Genomic DNA, 18,722 nt, shown 5'->3' on the forward strand with positions numbered 1-18,722 from the left:
CCTGAGGGTACGAACCGGTCGAGGCGAGCGACGCCAGTCAGGAGGTGCGAGCGGGCGAGGTAGTGCCGTTGGCCTCCGCCGGTCGAGGCGAGGGGCGCCGGTCAGGAGGTGCGAGGGCTCGGCCCTCACTCAAGGTCGGGCATCGTTCCCCGCCTGCGACGAGAAGATCGACGCGGCGGTCACCGTCCAGACTCCTTCGGGGGCGTCCTCCACGGCCTCTCGTGCCGCGATCGCGTACCGCAGGGTGCCGGGGTCGTCGACCAGGTTCGCCGCCTTGGTGCGCATGCGTTCGAGGATTCGGGGCGCCCGTACACGCTTGGCCCACTTCGCCTCTCCGACGAGCACGGGCATCCTGCGAACGCCTGCCAGGGCGACGGCGTCAAGTTCGTCCTGCCCGTCGCCGCGCCACCAGGGTCCGATGTCGACGGTCTCGGGGTGGACCTGCTCGGCGCGCAGCGCGAGGTGGTCGCGGAAGGCGTCCTCCCAGGCGCCGCCCATGAAGTCGTCGAGCGAGGCCAGGATGCTCGGCAGGACTGTCTGGAGCGCGCCCGACTCGATGCGCGACCGGTAGCGGGCGAGGACGCCGAGGTAGAAGCGGAGGAAGTTGTCGCTGACCCGGTAGATCTTGCGCCGGTGTCTCGCGGGGTCCTCGGTGACCGGCAGGATGCGCTCGACCAGGCGGAGTTCGGTGAGTCGCTCGATGGTGCGGGTCGGATCGGTCCCGACCGCGTCGGCCACCTCGTGAAAGCGGGTGCGGCCCGTGGCGATCGCGGTGAGGACCTGGCCCGCGAGGCGCCCGGCGCCCAGTTCGGTGGCGAGGATCAGCTTCCCCTCGTTGTACAGGGGCGTCTCGCTGCTGAGCAGGAGCCGGTTCAGGTTTTCCCCGACCGGCTCGTCCTGGCGCCACATGCTCAGGTAGAGCGGGATGCCACCGAGGACGCCGTAGACGAGGGCCCGGTCGCCGGGGGCGAGGTCCGTGAGGATCTCGGGCACCTCGTGCGGGCGGAACGGATGCAGTTGGAGCGTCAGGTCGAAGCGCCCGTACAGCGGCGCGCGGTACTCCTGCATCTGCCACATCGCCCGCATCGAAGAGCCGCTGAGCAGGATCTTCAGCTTCGGACGGCCGCCGTGGCGGTCGAGTTCCGCGCGCAGGAGCCCCGGCAGCTCGGGGTTGCCGACCAGGAGTTCGGGGAACTCGTCGAGGATGAGGAGCAGCGGCGCCTCCTCGGCCCTGGCGAACAGGAATCGCAGCGCGTCCCGCCAGTCGCCGAACGGGTGGTCGGCGAGGTTCCGTTCCGGGGTGGCGAGGAACGCGGCCTCTTCGGAGAGCCCTTGGAGCTCCATCGCGGCCGGGCCGCCGATGCCGGTGTAGAAGACCGTGCGCTTGCCCTGGGCGAAGCGGGCCATGAGGGCGGTCTTGCCGACCCGGCGCCGACCCCACACCAGGCCGGGCCTGCCGGGGTCGAGATTCCACCAGCGGTCGAGCGATGTCAGCTCGTTCACCCTGTTCACGAAACCTACCATCGACGTAGCCTACCTCGACCGTAGGTTGATTCCGGGCAGGTCGCGGCGGCGCGGGCGGGTCGAGACGACCCGCCCGCGCCGCTCTCGTCAGGAGCGCCAGGTGTCGTTGAGGGTGGCGCAGGTTGTCTGGGCGTCGGTGGGGGTGGTGAAGGTGCGGTTGGTGCCGGACTCCCATTCGAGGGCGCCGCCGGGGGCGACCTTGATGTACTTGTACTCGAAGGTCGTCTCGGCGGGGAGGGTGACGGTGCCGCGCCAGACGGGGTAGTCCTGGGCGCCGAGGTGGGCGGTGGAGGCGGCGGTCCAGGTGCCGAGCTGGGTCAGGGAGCCGGTGATGTAGACCTCCTGGCCGAACCAGGTGGTGGCGTTGACGTTGACGTCGACGCAGACGGTGCCGTCGCCCGGGTCGGGGTCGGGGTCGGGGTCGGGGTCGACCGTGCCTTCGCAGGCGCCGTTCACGTAGGGGGCTCCGATGTGGATCGCGATGGCCTCGTCGGCGCCGACGGTGGCGGTGAAGGTGCCGCCAGCGCCGACGGTGACCGTGCCGGTCCCGAGGACGTTGCAGTACTGGCCCGCGGGCATGGAGGTGGTGAAGGTGGCGCTCACCGAGGAGGACTCGGAGTTGAGGACGACGTAGCCGGCGCTGCCGCGGCCGAAGCCGAAGGCGTCCTCGTCGTTGTGCCACTTGTTGTTCACGGCGGTCCCGGCGACCGACTCGCGGAAGCCGGCCATGCCCGCGAAGTAGGCGCCGCGGTGCTGGCAGGTCCAGCGGCCGGTGACGGCGTCGCAGTCCACGTCGGCCACTTCGGAGTTGACGCCGCCGACGAGGTTCGGGCCCTGGTCCTTGTTGGAGTAGGAGTAGTCGGACATCTGCGAGGGCACGCCGTAGTCGTAGGCCATCATGTAGGCGTTGGCGAGCAGGTAGTCCTTGCCGCCGGTGTAGTAGTCGAGGTAGTTCCCGGCGTCGCCGCCGCGCGGGCTGTCGTGGTTCTGCACGAACACCTGCGCCTTGTCGTCGGGCGACAGGCCCCAGCTCTCGCCGAGGTTAAGCAGGTAGGAGGCCTTGGACTCGCCCGCGAAGTGGTTGCGCATCCAGCGCGAGAAGTCGAACTGCTGCACCGTGCCCGAGCCGTAGTACTCGCTGGGCACGATCGGCTCGTTGGACCCTTGGGCGTAGATGACCTCGTGCGTGACGTACGGGTCGCCCGAGAGGCGCCCGAAGATGTTCTCCAGGTCGGCCGCGGGCATGTGCTTGGAGGCGTCGACGCGGAAGCCGACCACGCCGACGTCGAGGAGGTCCTGGAGGTAGGCGGCGATGGTCGCGCGCACGTCGTCCTGCTCTGTGGCGAGGTCGTTGAGCCCCACCAGGTGGCAGTTCTGGACCTGCCAGCGGTTCGTGTAGTCCGAGATCTCGCAGTAGGACGAGCCGGTGTTGTGGAAGTCGGAGGCGTCGTAGCCGGCGGCGGGGTAGTCGAACTGGCGGTACTCGCTGCCGGCCTGGCCGTAGCGGGTCGAGGTGGACCCGGCGGCCATGTGGTTGATGACGACGTCGGCGATGATCCCGACGCCTTCGGCCGCACAAGTATCCACCATGGACTCGAACTCGGCGCGGGTGCCCAGGCGCGAGTCGAGCTCGTAGCTGACGGGCTGGTACTGGATCCACCAGTTGTCGGGCGTGTTCGTGTCGGAGGCGAGGATGTGCTCCTGGGGCGGGGAAACCTTGATGTGCGTGTACCCGGAGTCGCCGAGGAAGTCGGTGCACTCCTGGGCGATCGAGTTCCAGTTCCACTCGAACAGCTCGATGATCGAGGAGTCGCCGGTGACGGCCGGGGCGGCGGCCTCGACTTCCTGGGCGGTCGCGGGGCCGGCGACGAGGGCCCCGGCGGCGACGGCGAGCGCGCCGGCCACCGCGGCGGCGCGCCGCCCGGTGCGGACTCTGCTCATGGACATGAGGGTTCTCCGTTCACTTCACTTGCAAGATTTTGCAGAAGGATGTCGAAAGACAACGATCTACATATAGAAACTTGCGAATCTTGCTCAGCGTATCCAGCACCGAGGAGCGATGTCAAGCGGCACACCACCCCGCCACCTGCGCAACCATTCCGGATGACGGGAACGCAAGGCGCCGAATGGTTTTGTAAGCGGTGCCATCCCAGGTCACCGAACGCTCGCCTTTCGACATCGACATATTGACGTTTATTATTAGTAAGGTTTACAGTCAGTTAAGGATCCCCACCTGCCTCCCTCCCACCGGATCCAAAGGAGATCGCCATGACCGCGATCAGACGCGCGCTCCCCGCGCTGGCGTCACTGCTCCTGTTCCCGCTCCTGCTCCTCGCCGCGCCCGCCTCGGCGCAGACCCAGTCCCTCACCGCCACCTTCGTCGCCGCCGACTACGGCTCGTACTGGCAGGCCAAGTACGTCATCGCCAACCCCGGCTCCACGCCCGTCACCGGCTGGACCCTCGAATTCGACCTCCCCGAAGGCGCGCAGCTCGGACAGGTCTTCTACGGCAAGGCGACCCAGAGCGGCCGCCACGTCACCATCGTCAACGAGCACTACAACGCGACCGTGCCCGCCGGAGGGAGCCTGGAGCCCTACAGCCCCTGGATCCTCGCCTCCTCGAGCGCCGAGCCCACCGGCTGCCTCATCAACGGCGACAAGTGCGACGGCACCCCGGCCGACCCGCCGAGCGCGCCCGCGAACCTCCGCTCCACCGCCCGCACCACCACCTCCGTGACCCTCGCCTGGGACGCCGCCGCACAAGGCGACCACCCCGTGGACCACTACGAGGTCCTCAGCGGCGGCACCGTCGCCGCCACGACCTCCGCCACGAACGTGGTCGTCTCGGGCCTCACCCCCGCCAGCGCCAACGAGTTCACCGTGCGCGCCGTCGACGTGCGCGGCGGCGCCGGAGCCGAGAGCGCCCCGGTCACCGTCGAGACCCTCGACCCGGCCGACGACACGGTGGCGCCGAGCGCGCCGACCGGCCTCCAGGTCGCGGGCGTGACCTCCGGCAGCGTGACCCTGACGTGGGCGGCCTCGTCCGACGCGTCGGGGATCGCCGGGTACGACGTGTACCGCGACGGCGAGTACGCGACCTCGACCGCCCAGACCAGCGCCGTCGTCGCGGGTCTCGCGCCGGTCTCTACCTACGAGTTCACGGTGGTCGCGCGCGACTCCTACGACAACGCGTCGGCGCACAGCGCACCCGTCACCGCGGTGACCGACGACGCGGTCGGCGCGGGCGAGCACGCGAAAGTAGGGTACTTCGTGCAGTGGGGCATCTACGGGCGCCAATACTTCGTGAAGAACCTCGACACCTCGGGCGCGGCGGCGAAGCTGACGCACGTCAACTACGCGTTCTCCAACATCGACCCCGTGAACCTGACGTGCATGAACGGCGTCACCAAGGGCACGACGCCGGACCCGCAGGACCCGAACCAGGGCACCGGGGCCGGTGACGCCGAGGCCGACTACGGGCGGGCGTTCTCCGCGTCCCAGTCCGTCGACGGCGTGGGCGACACCGGTTGGGAGCCGCTGCGCGGCAACTTCAACGAGCTGCTGGAGCTGAAGGAGAAGCACCCGCACCTGAAGGTGCTCATGTCGATCGGCGGCTGGACGTACTCGAAGTACTTCTCGGACGTGGCGGCCACCGAGGCCTCCCGCGAGAAGTTCGTGGCCTCGTGCATCGACCTGTACATCGAGGGGAACCTGCCCGCGTACAACGGGGCGGGCGGCGACGGGGTCGCGGCCGGGGTCTTCGACGGCATCGACCTCGACTGGGAGTGGCCGGGCGCCGAGGGACACCCGGGCAACAACGTCAGCGCCGCGGACAAGGAGAACAACACGCTGCTCATGGCGGAGTTCCGCCGCCAGCTCGACGCCCTGTCGGCCGACACCGGCAAAGACTACCTGCTCACGGCGTTCACTCCGGCGGACCCGGCGAAGGTGGACGCGGGCTGGGACATCACCACGACCGACGGCACGCCGAGCGTCTTCGACTACATGGACTTCGCGAACGTGCAGGGCTACGACTTCCACGGTTCGGGCTCGGACAACTCGTGGGAGCCGAACCTCACCGGGCACCAGGCGAACCAGACCACGGACGTCGACGACCCGTACTCGTTCCACTTCTCGAACGAGATCGCGATCGGCACCTACCTGGACGCGGGCGTGCACCCGCGGCAGCTGACGATCGGCATCCCGTTCTACGGCCGCGGCTGGCAGGGCGTGACCGCCGGAGGCGTCAACGGCGAGTGGCAGTCGGCGACCGGCGCCGCGCCGGGCCAGTTCGCCGAGGAGGCCGGGACCCGCGGCTACGCCAACCTGAAGGCGATGGTGCCCGGCTGCACCGTCTACCACGACGTCCAGGCGGGGGCGACGTACTGCTTCACCGGGAACGGCGGGCAGTGGTGGTCCTTCGACGATCCGTGGGCGATCGGGCTCAAGACCGACTGGGTCGCCGCGGAGAACCTGCTCGGCGTCATGGTCTGGGAGATGTCGGGTGACGACGGCACCCTCATGAGCGCCATCGACACCGGCCTGTCCTGACCGTTCATCGACGGGGGCGCGGCGCCCGCCGCGCCCCCATCCCCTTTGGAGGAACCCATGAGAAGACCACGTTCCGTGGCGGCGCTGGCCGCCGCCGTCGCGCTCCTGGCGGGCGCGTTGCTGGGCGCCTCGCCCGCGCACGCGGCGAACATCGTCGCCGACCCCGGTTTCGAGTCGGGTTCGGTGGCGCCGTGGGCGTGCGACTCGGCGCAGGTCGCGACCGGCACCGCGAAGTCGGGGACGCACGCGCTGCGCTCGACCGCCTCGGCGGCGGGGATAGGGCGGTGCGCGCTCGAAGTCTCGGTGCAGCCGTCGAGCACGTACACGTTCAGCGCCTGGGTGCGCGGATCGTACGTCTACATCGGATCGACTGGCGGCGCTTCGACGTGGACCGGTTCGCCCGGCGCGTTCACGCAGCTGACCACGACCTTCACGACCGGCGCGGCGCAGACGAGCGCCGAGGTCTACGTCCACGGCTGGTACGGGCAGGGCGAGTTCTGGGTCGACGACGTCGTGGTGGACGGCCCGCCCGGCGACGGCGGCGGTGAGGGCGACCTGCCCGGCGCGCCCGGTTCCCTGCGCGCCAGCGCCACCGACACGGGCGTGGCGCTCACGTGGAGCGCCGCGAGCGGCACTGTGGACGGCTACCGAGTCGAGCGGGCCGGGCAGGCGGCGGTGGAGACCACCGCCACGAGCGCCTCGATCTCGGGCCTGACCGCCTGCACCACGTACGCGTTCACCGTGAGCGCCTTCAACGGTGACGGTGCCGGTCCCGGCGCGCAGGTCACCGCGCGCACCACCGGCTGCCCCGATTCGGGCATCCCCGACCACGCGCTCATCGGCTACCTCCACACGAGCTTCGCCAACGGGTCCGGTTACATCCGTATGGCCGACGTGCCCGCCGACTGGGACGTCGTCAACCTCGCGTTCGGGGAGCCGACGACGCCGACCTCCGGCGACATCCGCTTCTCGCTGTGCCCCGCGAGCGAATGCCCCAATGTGGAGTCGGAGCAGGAGTTCAAGGACGCGATCGCGCAGAAGCAGGCCCAGGGCAAGAAGGTCCTGCTGTCGATCGGCGGCCAGAACGGGCAGGTGCAGTTGACGACCGCGGCGGCGAGGGACGCGTTCGTGTCCTCGGTGGGCGCGATCATCGACGAGTACGGGCTCGACGGCCTGGACGTCGACCTCGAAGGCCACTCGCTGTACTTCGACGCGGGCGACGACGACTTCCGCAACCCGACCACGCCGGTGATCGTCAACCTCATCAGCGCGCTGAAGTCGCTCAGCGCCCGGTACGGCGACGACTTCGTGCTCACGATGGCGCCCGAGACGTTCTTCGTCCAGGTGGGGCACCAGTTCTACGGCGGCACCAGCGCCGGGGACAACCGCACCGGCTCGTACCTGCCGGTCATCCACGCCCTGCGCGACGACCTCGACATCCTCCACGTGCAGGACTACAACTCGGGCCCGGTCATGGGCCTCGACGGCCAGTACCACACGATGGGCGGCGCGGACTTCCACATCGCCATGACCGACATGCTCAAGGCGGGCTTCACGGTCGCGAACACCGGGCAGACCTTCCCGGGGCTGCGCGAGGATCAGATCGCGTTCGGGCTGCCCGCCGCCGTCAGCGCCGGGAACGGCCACACGCCGCCCGCGCAGGTCCACCAGGCGCTCGACTGCCTCACGGCCGGAACGAACTGCGGCGGCTACACGCTGCGGGGCGGGGCCTCGCCGGATCTCCGTGGCCTCATGACCTGGTCGATCAACTGGGACCGGTACTACGGCTGGGAGTTCGCCGAGAGCCACCGGCCGTATCTCGACGCGCTGCCCTAGGAACCGGCCCGCGGGAGCCTGCGGCGGCTCCCGCGGGCCTCTGAAGCGCCTGGGGCAGAATGCGTTCCATGAGCCCCGTGGAAGTGCGCCCCGCCCGCCCCGACGAGTACGCCGCCGTCGCCGTGCTGCGGTGGCGGTGGGAGGTGGAGAACGGCGAGGCCCCGGCGGTCGAGCCGGAGGCGTTCGCGTCCCGGTTCGCCGCCTGGGCGGCCGCCAACGAGGCGGCGTTCCGCTGCGTCGCGGCCGTCCGGGACGGCGCGGTGGTCGGCATGGCCTGGCTGGCGGTCGCGCCCCGCGTCCCCACGCCCCTGGCGTTCGAGCGCGCCGCCGGCGACCTCCAGTCCGTGTACCTCGTCCCCGAGGAGCGCTCGGGCGGCGTGGGCTCGCGGATGGTGGCCGCGGTCCTCGACCTCGCCCGGGAGCTCGGGCTCGACCGGGTCACCGTCCACTCGGGAACGAAGTCGATACCCGTATACGCCCGCAACGGCTTCGAGGCCTCGCCCAAACTCCTCATGGCGACGCTCCCCTAGCCTGCTGCACATGGACGCTCCCCTCACCCTGCGCTGCCGGGCCGCCGTCGGCCGCCGCGTCGTCGCCGTGGCCCTCCTGGGGTACATGTCGATCGCCGTCCCCGCGTACCTCGTCGTCGAGGGCAACGACCAGGGGATCATGGCGCTGCTGTGCGGCGGCGTCCTCTACCTCTTCATACTCGGCGCCGCGATCGGCCAGGCGATGGGCCTGCGGTGCAAGATGATCCTCGACGGCGAGGGCGTCACCTTCGTCGAGTCCGCCGACGAGGTCCGCTTCCGCTGGGACGAGATCACGGCTATCGAGGTCGGCGGCGACTCGCACACCTGGGAGGTCGAGGTGCGCACCGCGACCGGCTCGCACCGCCCCGGCGCGCTCAAGTGTTTCAAGGGGTTCGTGAAGCCGAAGTCCCTCAAGCGGACCCTGGCGATCCTGGAGGAGCACCGCGCCGCCGCCCTTTAGGACACGGTCCCCCTGCGGCCCTTGGGGTGGCGGGGCCTCGGTAGCTTGACGGCATGAACGACGACGAGATCCTGTCGAAGGGCATCGGGCCCGGAGCGATGGCGATCCTGCCGGAGGCCGCCGCCGCCGACGACGAGGACGCCCTCGCCCTGTGGTGCGCGAAACTCGCCCAGTTCGGGATGCTGGAGGCCGCCGCCCTCCACTTCAACCCCGAAGCCGCCCAAGGGGACCTGATCGCGATCAAGTGCATGGTCTGGCTCAGCCGCGAGGCCGGGCGCGAGCGCGACGCCCACCTGTGGATCGAGCGCGGCGCCGCCGCGGGCGACCCCTGGTCCCAGTTCGAACACGCCCTGGCGCTCGCCGAGACCGACCGGCAGGAGGAGGCCGACGAGTGGTACCGCCGCGCCGCCGAGTCCGGCCACGCCCTGGCGATGAACAACCTCGGCGCGCGCCTCAACCGCGCCGGGCGCGGCGAGGAGGCCTTCGACTGGTACCGGCGCTCGGCCGAGGCCGGGAGCGCGACGGGCATGAACAACTTCGGCATCCAGCACATCCTCCAGGGCCGGGCGGCCGAGGCCGAGCACTGGTTCACGCGGGCCGCCGACGCGGGCAGCACCGACGCCACGGCGAACCTCGGGCGCCTGCTCTACAAGGCCGAGCGGCTCGCGGACGCCGAACCGCGACTCGCCGCCGCGGCCGAGGACGGCCACTTCGGCGCGGTCGAGCTGCTCGCCGACCTGCTCGAGCGGACCGGCCGCGCCGACCAGGCCGCCGCCTGGCGGGCCCGCCTGCGCTGAGTCAGTCCCGGTGCCCGCGCCTGGTGAAGATGTCGGCCAGGACCCTCAAAGCCATCACCGAGGCGATGAGCAGGAGCGAGAGCCCGAAGAACTGGTAGAGCCCGAGCTCCTCGGTGAGGTCGGGCCCGGTCTCGTTGCCCAGCAGCATGACCGCCATGAGGCCCGAGGCGGCGGCGAGGACGGTCAGCAGGATCTGGTGCAGCCAGGCGGTGACCACCCGGCGGTCCTCGGCGCGGGCGAGCAGGCGCACGTTCGCGGTCAGCTGCCCCGACTCGGCGGCGGCGAAGAGCCGGTCGAAGCGCCGCGGGAGCTTGCGCAGCACCGGCATGAGGTCGGCGACCTCCTCCATGACGAGTTCCTGGACGGCGGCCGGGCGCATCCGCCGCTCGGCGTAGCGGCGCCCCACGTCGCGGGCGGTGTCGATGAGGTCGAATCCGGGGTCGAGGGCGGTCAGGCAGCCCTCCAGGGTCGCCAGCGCCCGGAAGACGGCCGCGAGTTCGGGCGGGATCACGATGCGGTGCTTGGCGATGATGCGGAACAGCTCGGTGAACATGCGGATGCCGGGGGCGGCGCCGGGGACGAGGTGGCGGGCCATGAACGAGCCGAGCGCCCGTTCGAAGGCGACCTGGTCGAGTTCGTCGGGCCGGGTGGAGACGGCCACGAGGGCGTCGGCGAGCGCGGGCCCGTCCTGGCGGTCGACGGCCAGGAGGATGGCCTCGAAGGAGGTGCGCAGGTCGCGGTCGAGGCGGCCGACGGAGCCGTAGTCGATGAGGCCGATGCGGTCGTCGTCGAGGAGCATGAGGTTGCCGGGGTGCGGGTCGGCGTGGAAGATGCCGTCGACCATGATCTCGTCGAACATCTCGCGCAGGAGCGCGGCGGCGAGCGCGCCGCCGTCGAGGCCGCGGTCGGCGAGCCGCGCGGAGGCGAGCGGGACGCCGGGCAGGCGCTCCATGACGAGGACGCGTTCGTCGGAGAGGTCGGCGTGGGGGCGGGGGACGCGGACCTCGGCGCGGCGCCGGTCGTGGGCGGCGGCGACCTGGGCGAGGTTGCGGGCCTCGACGGTGAAGTCGACCTCTTCGCGGAGGGCTTCGGCGAAGCCGTCGGCGAGGCCGCGCACGTCCATGGAGCGGCCCCATTCGGTGTGGCGGTCGAGGCGGCGGGCGAGCCGGCGGATGATGTCGAGGTCGCGTTCAACCGTCTGGGCCGCACCGGGTCTGCGGATCTTGACGACGACGGCCTCCCCGCCGTGGAGGACGGCGGTGTGGACTTGGGCGATGGAGGCGGCGGCGACCGGTTCGGGGTCGAAGCGGGCGAAGACCTCCTCGATCGGCGCCCCGGCGGCGGCTTCGACGAGGCGGGCGGCGTCGGTGCCGCGGAGTGGGGCGGCCTGGTCCTGGAGTTTCGCGAGTTCGGCGATGTAGGCGGGCGGGAGGAGGTCGCGGCGGGTGGAGAGGATCTGGCCGAGTTTGACGAAGGTGACCCCGGCGTCGTCGAGGGCGCGGCGCAGGGCGCGGGCGAGTTCGGCGTCCTGGGCGTCCTGGCGGCGACCGCGCAGGAGCCCGGTGAGGCCGTGGCGGGCGGCGATGGCGAGGATCTGGAGGTAGCGGCGGGTGCGGCGCAGGCGGGCGCGCAGGCCTTTGAACCAGGTGCGCACGGGCGGGACGGCGCCGGTGGGGACGACCGCCTCCCAGACGACGAGCAGGACCATGGCGATGACGGGCGCGCAGACGAGCACGAGTATCCACAGCGCGAGGACGGCCGGGATCTCGTCGCCGGTCGGCTCGCGGTGCCGGAACGGTTCGAGGAGCGCGGGCAGGAGCCCGTACTGGATGGCCGTGTAGCCGCAGACGCTGACGACCAGGAGGCGCCAGACGGTGTAGCGGACGTCGAGCAGGCGGGTGGCGACGTAGGCGACGGCGGCCGTGTTCACCGCGATGCCGATGAGCGTGAGGAGCAACTCGGGCATGGGAAGCGGCCTTTCCTCCGGGGGATCGGTGCACCAGGCTACGCGGCCCGGTCAACGGAGGAGGGCCGCCTCGCGGGCGTCCCGAGTGGACTGTCGGTCAGCCGAGGTCGGGGACGGTGAACACCTGCGCGAGGCCGCCGTCGGTGAGGACGGCTACGAGGTCGCCCGCGACGGACGCGTGCTCCATGTAGGCCGACCCGATCGACTGCGGCGCGGCGCCGCCGCCCGTGGCCACGTCGATGACCGCGAACTCGTTCTCGGTGCCGTAGGACTCGGTGACGACGAGGTCGCCGCGCACGGCCACGATGTTGGTGAACAGGGCGCCGCCGGAGCGCACGGTGCCGTCGAAGTAGAGGATGGAGGCGGTGTCGAGGGTGTCGAAGACCTGGTCGCCGAAGGCGATGCCGCTCTCGGCGCCGTACCAGTGGTCGTCGAAGGCCCAGTCGGTGACGAGCTGCCAGACCTGCTCGCCGGTCTCGGTGTCGACGGCGATGGTCTTGTACTGGTCGTCGGCGTTGAGGTGGTCGAGCGCGGCGCAGACGAGGTCGGGGCCGCAGGGCTTGACGTGCTTGATGCTGAAGCCCGCCTCGAACTCGAGGGTCCAGTCCTTGCCGAGGCCGTCGAGGGCGTACGCGGCGAGCACGGCCCGGCCCGGGGACTCCTCGTCGGAGAGCTTGCCGATGGCGCGGCCGTCGAAGGCGGTCCAGAGCTCGGCGTCGAAGGGCAGGTCGCCGCTGTCGAGGGAGCCGCCGTCGCCCGCGTCGCGCACGACGGCGGTGCCCGCATCGGGGTCGAGGTCCACGAAGCGGTCGGTGGCGGCGAGGTTGTCGTAGAGGGAGTACGAGTTCGGGGGCGCGGTGCCCGGCTCGTCCTCGCCCGTGTCCCAGACGGTCTCGGCCTTGATCCGGTAGTCGTCGATGATGTAGAGGTCCTCAGGCCCGGCTTCGTACCAGACCTCGTCGCCGGTGCGCAGGTCGATGCGGATGGCGGCGTTGGCGTCGAAGCCGTCGCGCTGCTCCACGAGCACGTCGGTGCCGTAGAAGGCGACGTCGTTGCGGTAGTACTGGTCCCAGGCCCGCTTCCACAGGAAGTCGCCGTCGGCGGTGTCGACGGCGGCGCGCATGCTCTCGCCCTCGTCGGTGGCCGACTCGTAGGCGTCGATGACGAGCACGTCGCCGACGACGACCAGGTGCAACTCGGTCGGTTCGAGGTCGTACGTGCCGGTCCACAGCTCCGCGCCGTCGGCGCCGACGGCCCAGACGGTGGTGGCGCCCTCGGCGACCTGCGCGAGGTAGGCGGCGCCGTCGCCGACGGTGACGGCGGAGGCGCCGCTGGCGTTGAGCTCACGTTCGGCGACGAGCGTGAGCGCGGCCTGCTCGGAGGTGTTTTCTTCGGCGAGGCCGCCGGTGTCGGTGCCGTCGGTGCCCGTCCCGGCGCCCTCGACGGGCGTGTCGCCGCCGAAGTCGAGGAGGGAGCCCCAGTCGGTCTGAGAGAGCGCGACGACGAGGGCGACGACCACGACCATGACGATCGAGGAGAACACCGAGACGGCGACCCAGTTGCGCGGCGGCGGACCGCCCACCGGCAGCGGTCCTGTGTGGACCTGCGGCGGGAGGGCCTGGTAGGGCCCGGCGGGCGTGCGCGGCTCGGCGTCCGGAGTCGCGAAGCCCGGCGGGCGGTTCGGGTCCTGCACCGGCGGCGTGGGCTCGGGCGCGAACCCGGGCGCCGGGGGCGACGGCGCGGGACTCGCGGCGGGCTGCGGCTCCGAGGGCGCCGCGCCGGGGACGGCGGCCGGAGTGGTCGAGACGGGCGGCAGCTGCACGGGCGCGGCGGCGCGCAGGTCCGGGATCGGGAAGGGCGCGTAGGTGACCGGGGACTGCGCGGCCGGAGCGGGCGGCGTCTGCGGCGGGGAGGTGACGGGCGCGGCGTCCGGTTCGGCGACGGCATGCTGGTACGCGCCGTAGGCGACCGGCAGTTCGGGCTGCTCGGGGACGGACGGGACGACGCCGAGCCGCGCGTGCAGCCTGGTGGCGACCAACGGCATCCGGCTGGAGCCGCCGACCAGGAGCAGCGCGGCGAGCGAGGCCGGGGCGACCCCGACCCGTTCGAGGGTGCGGCGGGTCTCGTCCACCGCGCGGGCCACGAGCGGGTCGGCGAGGCTCGTCAGCTCGTCGCGGGTGAGGTGCAGGCCCATCGGGTTGTGGCCGGGCAGGGCCACCGGCGCGGTGGAGGTGCGCGAGAGCATCTCCTTGGCCGCGCGCACCTCGCTCCAGAACGCGAGGCGGTCGCGCAGGTCGGCGGTGGTCTCGGGGTGGCTGAGCCGCTGCCACAGCTCGGGGTCGCGCTCGGCGACGATGCGTCCGAGGTGCGCGGTGAGCGCCATGTCCACGTCGAGGCCGCCCAGGTCGTCGAGGCCGCCGAACGCGAGGGTCCGCAGCCGGGCGGCCTCGTCGTCGTCGCGGCGGACCACCGCCACGTCGAAGGTGCCGCCGCCGAAGTCGAAGATCGCGACGGTCCCGCCGCGCGGGATCTCCTGGCCGAGCACGCTCGCGCAGTACGTCGCGGCGGCGATCGGCTCGGGCACGAGCCGGACCTCGTCCAGGCCCGCGATCGCCGCGGCCCGTTCGAGCACGTTGCGGCGCAAGGGGCCCCAGTCGGCGGGGTGGGTGATGACGGCCTCGGCGGGCCGCAGCCCCGAGGCCGCGGCCTCCTCGGCGACGCGGCGCAGGCCGGTGGCGAGCAGCTCCTCCACGGGGACCTCGCGGTCGCCCAGGAGCACCCTGCCGTCGTCGATGCGGCGCTTGGGATGCGGCTCGAACCGCTCGGGCTCGGCCGCGGCGAGCCGCTGCGCGTCGCGTCCGGTGTGGAGTGTGCCGTCCGCGTCGAGGAAGACGCCGGAGGCGAGGAGGGGCGAGCCGTCGAAGAGCAGCGAGCGCGGTTCCTGGCCGGCGCGGCCGACGACGGCGACGGTGTGGGTGGTGCCGAGGTCGACGGCAAGCCGAACGGGGGTCTGCACTCTGTCCTACTCACTCGTTGCGGGGCTGGGCTGCGGGGCTGTGCGGGGGGCGGGGCCGCGGGCGGCGGCCTGACGCGAGGATACAGGGCCGGAGTGACGCGTCGGCCCCGCCGAGGCGGGGCCGACGGGGCACCGTTCAGGGGTTGAGGGCGGTGAGGACCACGATCTCGGACTCGTCGTGCGGCAGGTAGCGGACCCGCACGACCATGCCCGGCTGGATCTGGGCGATCGCGCTCGCGTCCACGGGCTTCTGCTGGTGGAGGTCGAACGTGGTCTGGTCGGCGCGGGTGACGCGGAAGTCGAGGTCCATGACGGCCCGGTCGCCGCGGATCTCCCCCGTCGGGCTCATGGCGAGCACGACGGCCTTGGCCTCGACGCCCTGTTCGGCGATCTGGAGCTGGCGGGGCGTCACGAGGCCCTTGGCGACGCGGACGCGGTCGAGCGCGGCCTGCATCTCGGCCTGCGGGGCGTCGGCGGCGATGGCGACCCTGCCGTCGGTGCTGCCGGGGACGTACCGGACGGGGAGGATCGCGCCGGGCACGACGGCCGCCAGCTCCGTGATGTCCACGATGGTCTTGGCGACGCCGCGGAAGGACTGGCCGTCGACGGTGTCGACGTCGAAGAGGATCTCCAGCTGCGGCTGGTCGTTGATGCTCAGGCCCGTCCGGGAGGCGGACACGACGGTGCCCATGCCGATCGGGGCGCCCTCGAAGCCCTTGGCGCCGAGGCCGCGCAGCTCGCGCAGCGGCCCGTCGGCGAGGCGGCCGACCGAGGCGGTGGTGGGGAGGACGAACAGGAGGAGGATCGGGCCGACCATCCACCCGTTCACCCAGGCGGTGGGTTCGTCGCTGTTGATGCCGGTGAGGACGAACATGACGGTGCAGAGGGCGCCGACGATGAAGACGAGCCAGCTGATGGCCTTGAACATGAGGTGCTCCTTGTGTTTCGAGGTGTATCGAGTGTCGGGCCGGCGCGGCGGCTACCGGTCACAGGTTTCTCACTGGAAGAGGTCGCCGAGGAAGTCGCTCTCGCCGAGGTCGGTGCGGACCACGGACCCTTCGGGTCCGACGATCACGAGGTCGCTCTGCATGTAGCCGCCCGGCGGCGCGGCGATGACGACGGTGTGGCCCGCTGGTCCGGTCGCGGCGCGCCCGAGGCGCCCGCCGACGTCGAGCGAGGCGGTCACCTGGCCGGTGTCCAGCGAGACGACGGTGAGGGCGACGGCCTCGCCGTTCGGCTCGGGCGTGTGCTCCACTAGCACGTGCCCGGAGGCGGCGCCCGCGGCGGTGTTCCCCAGGCCCGCCCACAGTTCGGCGGTGTCGATCTCGCCGCCGCCCAGGACGTCCTCCATGAGGGCGTCCACATCGACGTCCACAGCGGTCGACACCGGCGAGGTCTGGTCGAGGACGATCGCGGCGCCGTAGTAGACGCGAGTGCCGAGCGCCCGCGTCTCGGCGCCGTGGAGGGCGAGGGACGAGGCCAGCGCGCCGTCCGCGGTCGGTTCGAGGCGCACGGTGCTCTCGCCGTCGGCCAGCAGCGCCTCCGTGGAGGTGAGGCCGCCGATGTCGGGCACGGTCCCGTCGGCGTAGAGCAGGCCCGACCAGGTCGCGGCGGTGGCCTCGTCGGCGGGCGCGGCTTCGAGGGCGTCGAGCGCGACGGTGTGGAGGGCGCCGTTCACATCGAGCGCGACGACGGCGCCCACGCCGGGGTCGTAGGCGTACGCGGTGCCCGAAGCCGCTTGGGCCCCTGCGAGTCCGGCGATCTCGCCGGGCTCGGCGACGGTGTCGCCGTCGGCGAGGGCGAGCACGGTGAGGCCGTCGTCGGTCGCGAGGTACGCGTAGGTCTCCCCGGCGGCGATCACCGCGGCGCCCCACACGAGTTCGTCGGCGAGCTGCACGTCCCACAGGGTGTCCCCGGAGTCGAGGTCGACGGCGGCGATCCGCACTTCGAACATGTCGTTCGCGATCGACTCGATCATGCCGGACCCGCCGGTGCGGTCGTAGGGCACGAGCGCGACCTCGGTCCCGTCGACGGTCGCGAAGCCGATGCCCGACTGGAGGGTGATGTCCGGTTCGCCTTCGGTGAGGTGCTCGCCCATGATCGCGAACGCGCCGATGCCGATCGTCGGGATGAGGAACAGCGGCACGAATCGCAGCCCTGGGCCCTTGCGCGCCTTGGGGGTGAGCGGATGCGCGGCGGTGCCGTACGGCGACCGCACTGTCGGCGAGTGCGCGGGCAGCGGATTGCGGGCGGGGTCGTGGTAGCTCATCGTGGGCCTCCTTCGGCAACAAGCGCTCGACGCCCACAGCGTCGCTCCCCGGCCCGCCCTACCGATCACAGGTTTGGCGCGGTACGGGTTCGGCGACGTACGGTTTCGGCGCGGTCAGGCGCCGATGCGGCCCAGTGCGCTCGGGTCGAGCCGGTCGGCGAGCAGGCGCAGCGCGGCCTTGACCTCGGCGAGCCGGTCGGGGTCGTCGAGGACCGCGGCCAGGATCGGGTCGACGTCGGCGGCGCGGACCTCGGCGAGCCGGGCCGAGACGCGCCCGGCGGGGCGCAGGAGGGTGCGGCGGCGGTCGGCCGGGTCGGCCTCGCTCTCGACGGCGCCCGCTTCCTTCAGGCGGGCGACGCAGGCCGAGACCTTGCTCTGGGGGAACCCGGTCCGGGCGGCGACGTCCTTGACCGGCGTGCCGGGGTGGGCCTTGATGTCGGCGGCGACGATGATCACCGACTGCTCGCTGGTGCCGTGGCCGCTGATGCCCTCGGTGGGGATGGCGGCCTCGCCGAGCTTCATGAGGGTGCGGCCCAACAGGGCCAGTTCCATGCCGTTCACGCCGCCCACAATACATCATGACTGATGCATCACAAAAGATACGTCATTCTTGATGCATCAGAACTGATGCAATATCGTTGCGTCCAGCGAACCACCCCACCAAGGAGGACCCCATGACCACCGGCCTGCTCCCCGTCGACGGCGCGACCATCTACTTCGAACAGCGCGGCACCGGCCCGCTCCTGCTCATCGCCCAAAGCGGCGAAGGCGACGCCGACCGCTCCGTCGACCTCGTCAACGCCCTCCAGCGCGACTTCACCTGCCTCACCTACGACCGCCGCGGCCTCTCGCGCAGCGCCGCGGACGACCCGGCCCGCGTCACCATCGCCGACCACGCCGAGGACGCCCACCGCCTCCTCACCCACCTCGCCGACGGCCCGGCCCTCATGCTCGGGTGCAGCTTCGGCGCCCTCATCGGCCTCCACCTGGCCGCCGACCACCCCGAACAGGTCCGCACCCTCATCGCCCACGAACCGGTCGCCCCCTGGCTCCTGCCCGACGCCGCCGCCGCGGCGCACCGCCGCGAACTCGCCGACCTCCAACAGACCCACGCCACCGACGGCCTCGCCGCCGCCCTCCCCGCCATCGCCGCCTCACTCGGCATCGACCCGGCGTCCCCGACCGAACCCGATCTCACCCCGCAGCCCATGAACGCCCTGCGCCGAGCGAACTTCGCCCACTTCATCACCAACGAGTTCACCGCCATCCGCACCGACCCCGGCTGCCGCGACCGCCTCAACGAGACCACCACCCGCATCATCCCCGCCGCCGGAACCACCACCCCCCGAACCGCCTTCGACCACCAGGCCGCCGCCCACCTCGCCGAACTCCTCGACCGCCCCCTCACCCCCCCCCCCGGCGGCCACAACGGCAACCTCACCCACCCCCGAGCCTGGGCCGACCACCTCCGCGCCGAATTCAGCACCCGCTGACAAGAGTCGCAACCCGCTTGCGAAGGGGGCCAGGCAAACCGCCCGAGCCTCCTTCCGGCCAACCGGTCAGCGCCTGCAGTTCTGAGACGTCAACCTCCACCACTCGGCCCCACCGCGACCAACTCCCGACTGCCTTCAGCTCCGCTTCAGGAACCACGCGCTAGCGTCGAAACCGGGGGCCCTCTCCCGGCGCCGAGGCGCTTCTTTCGGATGCGACCGAACCGGCCTCGCTGGCACTGCACCGCCTTCAGCTCCGCTTCAGGTTCTCCGCGCTACGGTC

General features: G+C 71.8%; 13 protein-coding genes. 6 read left to right on the plus strand and 7 right to left on the minus strand.

All coding sequences use genetic code 11. From position 1 onward, the window contains the following. Positions 1 to 129: 129 nt before the first annotated feature. Complete coding sequence (locus E9998_RS24375; protein WP_204745636.1) at positions 130 to 1,503, minus strand: ATP-binding protein; 1,374 nt, start codon at positions 1,501 to 1,503, stop codon at positions 130 to 132. A 108-nt stretch (positions 1,504 to 1,611) separates the two neighbouring features. Continuing rightward, entirely contained in the window at positions 1,612 to 3,465 is a 1,854-nt protein-coding gene (locus tag E9998_RS24380; RefSeq protein WP_136532357.1) for a carbohydrate-binding module family 20 domain-containing protein, read from the minus strand. 327 nt (positions 3,466 to 3,792) lie between these two features. Here E9998_RS24380 and E9998_RS24385 point away from each other — a divergent pair, with 327 nt between their 5' ends. The 5 genes from E9998_RS24385 (at position 3,793) to E9998_RS24405 (ending at position 9,698) form a co-directional block, all read left to right on the plus strand. Continuing rightward, positions 3,793 to 6,075: a glycosyl hydrolase family 18 protein gene (locus tag E9998_RS24385; RefSeq protein WP_136532358.1), complete on the plus strand. Its 2,283-nt coding sequence runs from the start codon at positions 3,793 to 3,795 to the stop codon at positions 6,073 to 6,075. Positions 6,076 to 6,132: 57 nt separating this feature from the next. Next, positions 6,133 to 7,911: a chitinase gene (locus tag E9998_RS24390; RefSeq protein ID WP_136532359.1), complete on the plus strand. Its 1,779-nt coding sequence runs from the start codon at positions 6,133 to 6,135 to the stop codon at positions 7,909 to 7,911. A 68-nt stretch (positions 7,912 to 7,979) separates the two neighbouring features. Further along, complete coding sequence (locus tag E9998_RS24395) at positions 7,980 to 8,441, plus strand: GNAT family N-acetyltransferase (RefSeq protein WP_136532360.1); 462 nt, start codon at positions 7,980 to 7,982, stop codon at positions 8,439 to 8,441. Between the two features lie 10 nt (positions 8,442 to 8,451). Continuing rightward, the gene (locus tag E9998_RS24400) at positions 8,452 to 8,901 is read left to right on the plus strand and encodes a hypothetical protein (protein WP_136532361.1); all 450 of its coding nucleotides are present in this window, start codon (positions 8,452 to 8,454) and stop codon (positions 8,899 to 8,901) included. A gap of 53 nt (positions 8,902 to 8,954) precedes the next feature. After that, positions 8,955 to 9,698, plus strand: coding sequence for a tetratricopeptide repeat protein (locus tag E9998_RS24405; protein ID WP_136532362.1), 744 nt, complete (start codon positions 8,955 to 8,957; stop codon positions 9,696 to 9,698). A gap of 1 nt (position 9,699) precedes the next feature. Here E9998_RS24405 and E9998_RS24410 read toward each other — a convergent pair whose 3' ends face one another. The 5 genes from E9998_RS24410 to E9998_RS24430 form a co-directional block, all read right to left on the minus strand. Continuing rightward, positions 9,700 to 11,664: an ABC1 kinase family protein gene (locus tag E9998_RS24410; protein ID WP_136532363.1), complete on the minus strand. Its 1,965-nt coding sequence runs from the start codon at positions 11,662 to 11,664 to the stop codon at positions 9,700 to 9,702. Between the two features lie 97 nt (positions 11,665 to 11,761). Then, positions 11,762 to 14,680, minus strand: a complete 2,919-nt coding sequence (locus E9998_RS24415) for an Hsp70 family protein (protein WP_136532364.1) — start codon at positions 14,678 to 14,680, stop codon at positions 11,762 to 11,764. 136 nt (positions 14,681 to 14,816) lie between these two features. Beyond that, a complete protein-coding gene (locus E9998_RS24420) occupies positions 14,817 to 15,608 on the minus strand; it encodes a hypothetical protein (protein WP_136532365.1) in 792 nt (263 codons plus the stop codon). A gap of 69 nt (positions 15,609 to 15,677) precedes the next feature. Next, positions 15,678 to 16,949, minus strand: a complete 1,272-nt coding sequence (locus tag E9998_RS24425) for a PA2928 family protein (protein WP_136532366.1) — start codon at positions 16,947 to 16,949, stop codon at positions 15,678 to 15,680. 114 nt (positions 16,950 to 17,063) lie between these two features. Beyond that, positions 17,064 to 17,501: a MarR family winged helix-turn-helix transcriptional regulator gene (locus E9998_RS24430; protein WP_240037745.1), complete on the minus strand. Its 438-nt coding sequence runs from the start codon at positions 17,499 to 17,501 to the stop codon at positions 17,064 to 17,066. 122 nt (positions 17,502 to 17,623) lie between these two features. On the opposite strand from E9998_RS24430, the gene E9998_RS24435 reads away from it, so the two are divergent. Then, positions 17,624 to 18,442, plus strand: a complete 819-nt coding sequence (locus E9998_RS24435) for an alpha/beta fold hydrolase (RefSeq protein WP_136532367.1) — start codon at positions 17,624 to 17,626, stop codon at positions 18,440 to 18,442. Positions 18,443 to 18,722 lie beyond the last annotated feature (280 nt).

The organism is Glycomyces paridis, assembly GCF_004912155.1.
Lineage (GTDB): Bacteria > Actinomycetota > Actinomycetes > Mycobacteriales > Micromonosporaceae > Glycomyces > Glycomyces paridis.